We start from the raw sequence: 7,369 nt of genomic DNA on the forward strand, positions 1-7,369 counted from the left end.
AAAGTAGGTTAAAAAATTGGTTATAAAAATGTAAGAAATGCCTATTTTTACGACCTTAAAATTATGAAAGCCCATAATGGGCAATTGACATAAGAAAACTATTTTCTTACCAATATTTTAAGTAATAATTACCTAATTTTTAGAATTTTTTAAATGATTGTTGACTGGTTTACATCTTGGTTTAATACACCATATTATCATATCTTGTACAAACATAGAAATGATAACGATGCGCAATTGTTTATGAAAAACATTACGCAGTTTTTACAATTACCAACAACAGCGCATATAGCAGATTTACCTTGCGGTAAAGGGCGTCATGCAGTTTTCTTAAACTCACTTGGTTATAAAGTAACAGGAGGAGATTTAAGTGAAAATAGTATAAAACATGCTAAACAATTTGAAAATGACAATTTAAAATTTGAAGTTTGGGATATGAGAAATCCCTTACAAAACAAATACGAAGCTATTTTTAATCTCTTTACAAGCTTTGGTTATTTTGAAGCAGATAGTGAAGATATTACCGTTTTAAAATCCATGAAAAATGGATTAAAAGAAGACGGATATTTAGTTTTAGACTTTTTAAATGTTGCTAAACTAAGAGAAAGCATTGTAAAAAAGGAAACAAAAACCATAGACAATATCGAGTTTCACATTCAGCGAGAAATCAAAAACGGATTCATATTAAAACACATTTCTTTTTTTGCAGACGGTAAACAGCACAACTATACGGAACAAGTAAAGTTTTTAGAATTAGAAAAATTTCAACAATATTTTGAAGAAGTAGGTTTAGAAATACAACAAATTTTTGGTAATTATAAACTAGAAACTTTCGAAGCAAAAACATCTGATCGTTTAATTTTTGTATTAAAATGAGTTATTTCTTATTAATTTTATCTGTTATATTAGGCGCTATTTTAGTTTTATTTAAAAAACCAAATAAGAACTTAGTACGTTTACTTTTAGCTTTTAGTGGTGCATATTTATTATCTGTAACTATTTTACATCTTTTACCGGAAGTTTATAAACATACTTCTAACGTTAAAAATGTTGGTATTTTAATTCTAGTTGGTATTTTATTACAATCTGTTTTAGAATCATTTTCTAAAGGAGCAGAACATGGGCATATTCATTTACACACTAACGACAAAAAATTTCCTTGGTTATTATTTGTAAGTTTATGTATACATGCATTTTCAGAAGGTTTACCGATACATCATGCAAATGATAATTTATTATGGGCAATTATTGTGCATAAAATTCCGATTGCAATAGTATTAACAACCTTTTTATTACATGCAAAATATAGCAAGCAAAAAGTTATTTTATTTTTAGGATTGTTCTCTTTAATGAGTCCTTTAGGTATGTTTTTATCTAATTACCTACCAATTTTAGAAACCTATAATACAGAAATTACCGCATTTATAATTGGTGTATTTTTACACATTTCAACTATAATACTTTTTGAAAGCACGGAAAATCATAAATTTAATTTTCAGAAATTTGGAGCCATTTTATTAGGGATACTTCTTACAGTATTTACTTTATAGTTCTTCTTCCCGATTTACTAAATCAATAGAAAAAGCAGGCAAACAAACAGCTAAATAAACACATTCCTCAGCAAAAGGATTAGAATATTGCACTCGTGTGTTTTTTTCAATTTTTATAGATTGACCAGCTTCTAAAACAACTGTTTCATCTTCTATTATAAATTGCTTTTTACCACTAATAATATAAGTATATTCATCAAACTTGGGTGTTTGAAAAGGTTCTGACCAACCAGAAGGAGCAATCATGTGGGCAATGCTTACCTGAGAATTTTTATCAGTAGCATTACCAAAATGTTCTTTTATTATTTTCCCATCTGTTGTTGGAACTACAAACGGAGTTTTTTGTATTGTATATTTTTTCATACTAATAAGGAAAGTAAACTATATTATAAACACTTTCAACATCTTTTTCTATATCTGTAAACTCATCAAAATCCTTTTCAACATAATAATAATTATCAGCTTCTTCAATACTTAATTCTTCTAAATATTTTGTAGCTAAATTAGCTAATTTGGAGTTAGATTTATTCATAGAACCAATTGCTAATCTTAAAGTATTTAAATGCGTTTTATCGTTTAAAAGGCAGCCTATAATACCTATACTCTCAGGTTCTACAGCAATACATTTTAAAAGAATTTTTCTTTCTTCCTTATCTATTTCAATATCATTATCTAAGTAATATTGAAGAATTACCCTTCTTTCAAACTGCGAATTAGGATATAAAATAGTTTCTTTGTTATTTAAAATAGAAAAACTCATTTCCTATTAATTAAACCAAATTATAAAAGACTTAATTTTTGCTAAATCAGGAATTTGTTCTTTACTAACTTTTTGCATGTTGTTTTCTTTTATTCCTAGTTCTTCTTTGTCAATTGCAATAGTAGCGTTTAATTCGTCTAAAAATAAAGATGCTGAAGAAAATGAAGTTTCAACTTTATTAATAATATTATTTGCGTTAATTTCCTCAAAAGTAGATTTTAAATTTAAACCAGACGCAGTTTTATAACGTTCATCTAAAATTTTAATACTCTTTATTGTAGATGTTAAATCTAATTGTTCTTTTGGAGTAATTGTTAAAAGATGCTTACCTCCTTTTTCATAGATTTCATATTCATCATCATCTTGAAAATAATTATCGCCTTTAGCTCCTTCGCTTAAAATTTTAACAATAGAGTCGTTTTCAAAAATTGTTTCTAACTCTTCTATAGTAGTCTCTGTAGTTAATTGGCCAACTTTTCCTTTGGCAACATCAAATTTACCGCCATTTCCACATTTTATAAATACTAATGAAATTAATAATACTGTTACTAGTTTAAATATGTTCTTCATTTTTATGTTTAGTTTTTTTATAATACTTTTTTTAAGATACCGAATACGCTTCTAATAAATGTGGCACTTGTAAGTACCTTTATAATTGGGTTTTGTCTTGTGCTTTTTCTACTAGTAGAAGAACTTCTTTTACGTGTTTTTTCTTTTTCTTTACGTTCTGCTTCTTCTGTTTTCTCTTTGTTTATTTTATCTATTTTACCATTAAGCATTTCATAAGCACTTTCTCTATCTACTTCTTCATTATACTTTGGTATTAGTCTAGAGTTATCTAAAACTTGTTTAATTTCCTTTGGTGTTAAAACGTCCATTCTACTCATTGGAGCGCGTAACATTGTTCGCGCTAATGGAGTTGGAATTCCTTTTTCATTTAAAACAGAAACAAATGCTTCTCCAATTCCTAATTGTGTTAAAACGTCTTTAGTTACATAATATTTTGAATCTGGATAGTTTTCTGCAGCTAATTTAATTGCTTTTCTATCTTTTGCAGTAAAAGCTCTTAAAGCGTGTTGAACTTTCATACCTAATTGCGCTAAAATATCTTCTGGCACATCTTTAGGGTTTTGAGTTACAAAATACAACCCAATTCCTTTAGATCTAATTAACTTAACAATACTTTCTATTTGACTTAATAATGCCTTAGAAGCTTGGTCAAACACTAAATGTGCTTCGTCTATAAAGATTACTAGCTCAGGTCTTCCACTATCTCCTTGCTCAGGAAAAGTTTCATATACTTCAGCTAATAATTGTAGCATAAAGGTTGAAAATAATTTTGGTCTATCTTGAATATCTGTTAAACGTAAAACTGAAATTAATCCACGTCCATTTTCATCAATTCTAGTTAAATCTTCAACTTCAAAAGATTTTTCACCAAAAAACAACTCACCACCTTGCTGTTCAATTTCTACTATTTTACGTAAAATTGAACCTGTACTTGCAGTAGAAATTCGTCCGTATTCAGATTGAATTTCTTCTTTTCCTTCAGCAGTTACAAATTGTAATATTTTTTTGAAGTCTTTTAAATCTAATAATGGTAATTTATTATCATCACAATATTTAAAAATAATGGCTACAATACCAGATTGAGTTTCCGTTAAATCTAAAATTCTTGAAAGTAAAACAGGACCAAATTCAGAAACGGTAGCACGTAAACGAACACCATCTTGTTCAGATATTGATAAAATTTCTATAGGAAACTTTTTAGCTTCAAAATCGAAACCAATTTTTGCATGACGTTCATCAATTTTTGCGTGTCCAGGACTTGGTTGTGCCAATCCACTTAAATCACCTTTAACATCCATTAATAAAACAGGAATTCCTTGTTCCGACATGTTTTCTGCCAAAACCTGCAAAGTTTTTGTTTTACCAGTTCCTGTTGCTCCAGCAATTAAACCGTGTCTATTTAATGTCTTTAAAGGTATCTTAACAAACGCATCTGTTATTGTTTCTTCGCCTAACATTGCTGCTCCAAGGTTAATAAACTCACCTTTAGTTTTATAACCTTCGTTAATATAATTTAAGAATTCTTCGTTTTTACTCATCTTTAAAATTTTAAACGCTTTTATTTAAAAATCACGTAAAAATAGGAAAAATCATTATTAAAACATTCATAAAAATTGAATGTTACTTATCTTTGCACTCTTATGTTGAAAAAAGAAGTACAAGATTTAATAAATAAAGGAGAAATGCTTCCATTAATGGAAGAGTTTTATACCATTCAAGGAGAAGGTGCACATACAGGAACTGCCGCTTATTTTATAAGAATTGGAGGTTGCGATGTAGGTTGTCATTGGTGCGATGTTAAAGAAAGTTGGAACGCAGATTTGCATCCACCAACTAAAACAGATTTAATTGTAGAAAATACTGCAAAATACGCTAATACAGTAGTTATTACTGGTGGAGAACCTTTAATGTGGAGTTTAGATTATATTACAAATCAATTACAAAAAAGAAACATAAAAACACATATAGAAACTTCTGGCGCATATGATTTTTCAGGTGTTTGGGATTGGTTTTGCTTATCACCAAAGAAAGGAAAACTACCTTTAGATAGAAACTACAAAGAGGCAGATGAGTTAAAAATGATTATTCATAATAAAGACGATTTTAAATTTGCTGAAGAACAAGCTGCTAAAGTTGGAGAAAAATGTTCGCTTTTCTTACAACCAGAATGGTCTAAAAAAGAAAAAATGACTCCTTTAATTGTAGATTATGTTATGGAAAATCCAAAATGGAAAATTTCACTTCAAACACATAAGTATTTGAATATACCTTAAAATATATTTTTTTGAAGCTATTTCCAGCTTTACACTATATCTTTTTATGAATGCTGAATTTATTTCAGCATTACATAAAGTTAAAGAAATTAATTTTTAAAATAAAAACTGAAACAATTTAGGCATAAAAAGGATGCCGTTTCAATCTGGGCTAAACTTATTTATAAGCTTTAAGTATTATTTAAGCTTTTGTGCTACCAAACTCATAATACGCTCAAATTGTTCTTTTAAGCCCATATCAGAATTATCCAATTCAATAGCGTCAATAGCTTTTGTTAATGGAGAATCTTCTCTAGTAGAATCTATTCTATCGCGCTCAACAACATTGTGTAAAATTTCAGCATAATTAACATCATCTCCTCTATCAATAAGCTCTTTATAACGTCTTTTAGCACGCTTATCTGGAGAAGCTGTCATAAATAATTTTAATTCAGCATCAGGAAAAACAACAGTACCAATATCTCTTCCATCCATAACAATACCTTTATTCTTTCCCATTTCTTGTTGCTCAAGTACTAATTTTCTTCTAACATCAGAAATAGTTGCAATCGGACTTACTAATTTAGAAACTTCTAAAGTTCTAATTTCTTTTTCTACATTTTTTCCATTTAAATACATTTCAGCAAAGCCTAAATCTTCATTAAATTGAAATGAAAGTGATATTTTATCTAAATCATTAATTAACTTTTGATCATTTAAAAAATTTTCAGATACATACTCTTTATTAATAGCAAATAAAGTAACTGCTCTATACATTGCTCCAGTATCAACATAAATATAACCCAATTCTTTTGCAAGTTGTTTAGCAATTGTACTTTTCCCTGTTGATGAAAAGCCATCTATAGCAATCGTAATTTTTTCACTCATAATTAACTGTTGAATCTTATCAAAAATATTGAATCCTTAGAATATTTAAAAACTTTTTGGTCTTTTTGGCTTATAATTTCTTCCTCCTAAGTCCATTTGTAAACTAAAAGTACTGACATTACTAGCTGTATGATATCTAGAATATGCATAATTCAGTTTAAACTTATTCATTTTTAATCCAAAACCAAAAGAGATACCTCCAAAAGTTCGCACATTTTGAAGTTGTAATTCTTTACTACGCCTAAAATTATAACCAATTCTTAAATTAATGGCACTTTCAGGAAATAATTCAGCACCAACAACAACATGTCTAAATGCATTATCCAAAAATGAAATTTCTTCATTTGTAGTATTTCCATCTAAATCTGTTGTAGAATTAGAAGGATTTGGAACACCTACTTGCCATTTCTGTAAATTATCTAAAGTAAGATACCATCTTAGCGGAACTTTATCCAATTTATAAGAAGCTCCTGCTACTACTTCAAAAGGTAGTTTTTCACTAGTGCCATTAAAAGTACTAATTTGAGTTCCAATATTTCTAGCAACTATAGAAAATCTCCAAGGATTATAAGGATTGTAATACAAAACACCAAAGTCTAGAGCAATTCCATTAGAAGAAAAGTTATCTATTGAAGAATTAATAAACTTAATGTTTGTACCTATAAAAATATCTGACCAAGGAATATTGTATGCATAACCAATGGATAAAGCAATATCATTTGCATTAAAGCTACCTGTTTCATTACCTTCTTCATCTGCAGCAATCAAAGACCCATAATTTAAATACTTAACACTAGCATGCATTGTGCCAAATCTATTGTTAAAGGTATATGCAAAAGAAGCAGAACCAATACTTACACCAGCCAAATAACTAGTATAATTTACTGCTAATTCTCTATCAATTTCATTTGTAATTGTTGCAGGATTCCAAATTGGCTGACTAACATCATCTACTAAAGTTAAAACTTCACCTCCTAAAGCAACTTGTCTTGCAGAAGTAGCTACATTTAAAAATTGGTATACTTCTTCTCCTCCAACTTGTGCGGTTAAGTTCTTTAAAAATAATAAGAATAATAAAGCTAAAAAGCGTGTTCTCATAAATGATTTACAAAGAAAATAGAAATATAAAACATAACGTAATAAATCAAGATTATTTTATATAAAAAACTTTTTTTTGAGATTAACTGTTATAAAATAAAGAATAAACTGTGGATCATCAAAGTCAATCTATAAAATTAAATTGATATTTCAAATATAGTAAAGTCTATAACAAAAAAAAGCTCTTAGTTAAATTAACTAAGAGCTTTAAAAGCAAGGCAACGACCTACTCTCCCACCTATTGGCAGTAC

Annotated in this window: 9 protein-coding genes; 3 read left to right on the forward strand and 6 right to left on the reverse strand. The window is 28.5% G+C overall.

Translation table 11 applies throughout. From position 1 onward, the window contains the following. Positions 1-153: 153 nt before the first annotated feature. Complete coding sequence (locus L1S33_RS08120) at positions 154-876, forward strand: class I SAM-dependent methyltransferase (RefSeq protein WP_240561961.1); 723 nt, start codon at positions 154-156, stop codon at positions 874-876. Next, positions 873-1,550: a ZIP family metal transporter gene (locus L1S33_RS08125; RefSeq protein ID WP_240552476.1), complete on the forward strand. Its 678-nt coding sequence runs from the start codon at positions 873-875 to the stop codon at positions 1,548-1,550. The genes L1S33_RS08120 and L1S33_RS08125 overlap by 4 nt, the downstream gene beginning before the upstream one ends. Here L1S33_RS08125 and L1S33_RS08130 read toward each other — a convergent pair. The 4 genes from L1S33_RS08130 to L1S33_RS08145 are packed head-to-tail and all read right to left on the reverse strand — an operon-like array spanning position 1,545 to position 4,418. Beyond that, positions 1,545-1,913, reverse strand: a complete 369-nt coding sequence (locus tag L1S33_RS08130) for a cupin domain-containing protein (protein ID WP_240552477.1) — start codon at positions 1,911-1,913, stop codon at positions 1,545-1,547. The genes L1S33_RS08125 and L1S33_RS08130 overlap by 6 nt on opposite strands. Before the next feature lies 1 nt (position 1,914). Continuing rightward, positions 1,915-2,310: a hypothetical protein gene (locus L1S33_RS08135; RefSeq protein ID WP_240561962.1), complete on the reverse strand. Its 396-nt coding sequence runs from the start codon at positions 2,308-2,310 to the stop codon at positions 1,915-1,917. Between the two features lie 6 nt (positions 2,311-2,316). Beyond that, on the reverse strand, positions 2,317-2,880 hold the full coding sequence (locus L1S33_RS08140) for a hypothetical protein (RefSeq protein WP_240561963.1): 564 nt from the start codon (positions 2,878-2,880) through the stop codon (positions 2,317-2,319). A 17-nt stretch (positions 2,881-2,897) separates the two neighbouring features. Continuing rightward, positions 2,898-4,418 carry a helicase HerA-like domain-containing protein gene (locus tag L1S33_RS08145; protein WP_240552480.1) on the reverse strand — a complete coding sequence of 507 codons (1,521 nt, stop codon included), beginning with the start codon at positions 4,416-4,418 and terminating at the stop codon, positions 2,898-2,900. Between the two features lie 102 nt (positions 4,419-4,520). Between L1S33_RS08145 and L1S33_RS08150 the strand changes: the two genes are divergently transcribed. Beyond that, a complete protein-coding gene (locus L1S33_RS08150; protein ID WP_240552481.1) occupies positions 4,521-5,153 on the forward strand; it encodes a 7-carboxy-7-deazaguanine synthase QueE in 633 nt (210 codons plus the stop codon). A 177-nt stretch (positions 5,154-5,330) separates the two neighbouring features. Here L1S33_RS08150 and cmk read toward each other — a convergent pair whose 3' ends face one another. Both cmk and porQ read right to left on the reverse strand, forming a co-directional pair. Further along, positions 5,331-6,020, reverse strand: a complete 690-nt coding sequence (gene cmk, locus L1S33_RS08155; protein ID WP_240552482.1) for a (d)CMP kinase — start codon at positions 6,018-6,020, stop codon at positions 5,331-5,333. 45 nt (positions 6,021-6,065) lie between these two features. Continuing rightward, the gene (gene porQ / locus L1S33_RS08160; protein WP_240561964.1) at positions 6,066-7,118 is read right to left on the reverse strand and encodes a type IX secretion system protein PorQ; all 1,053 of its coding nucleotides are present in this window, start codon (positions 7,116-7,118) and stop codon (positions 6,066-6,068) included. Between the last annotated feature and the right edge of the window lie 251 nt (positions 7,119-7,369).

It is taken from the genome of Tenacibaculum aquimarinum, from assembly GCF_022478115.1.
GTDB lineage: Bacteria > Bacteroidota > Bacteroidia > Flavobacteriales > Flavobacteriaceae > Polaribacter > Polaribacter aquimarinum_A.

Bases quoted from the DNA above. Each gene is read 5' to 3' on its own strand.
- L1S33_RS08120 (WP_240561961.1), top strand. From the start codon at position 154: ATGATTGTTGACTGGTTTACATCTTGGTTTAATACACCATATTATCAT.
- L1S33_RS08125 (WP_240552476.1), top strand. From the start codon at position 873: ATGAGTTATTTCTTATTAATTTTATCTGTTATATTAGGCGCTATTTTA.
- L1S33_RS08130 (WP_240552477.1), bottom strand. From the start codon at position 1,913: ATGAAAAAATATACAATACAAAAAACTCCGTTTGTAGTTCCAACAACA.
- L1S33_RS08135 (WP_240561962.1), bottom strand. From the start codon at position 2,310: ATGAGTTTTTCTATTTTAAATAACAAAGAAACTATTTTATATCCTAAT.
- L1S33_RS08140 (WP_240561963.1), bottom strand. From the start codon at position 2,880: ATGAAGAACATATTTAAACTAGTAACAGTATTATTAATTTCATTAGTA.
- L1S33_RS08145 (WP_240552480.1), bottom strand. From the start codon at position 4,418: ATGAGTAAAAACGAAGAATTCTTAAATTATATTAACGAAGGTTATAAA.
- L1S33_RS08150 (WP_240552481.1), top strand. From the start codon at position 4,521: ATGTTGAAAAAAGAAGTACAAGATTTAATAAATAAAGGAGAAATGCTT.
- cmk (WP_240552482.1), bottom strand. From the start codon at position 6,020: ATGAGTGAAAAAATTACGATTGCTATAGATGGCTTTTCATCAACAGGG.
- porQ (WP_240561964.1), bottom strand. From the start codon at position 7,118: ATGAGAACACGCTTTTTAGCTTTATTATTCTTATTATTTTTAAAGAAC.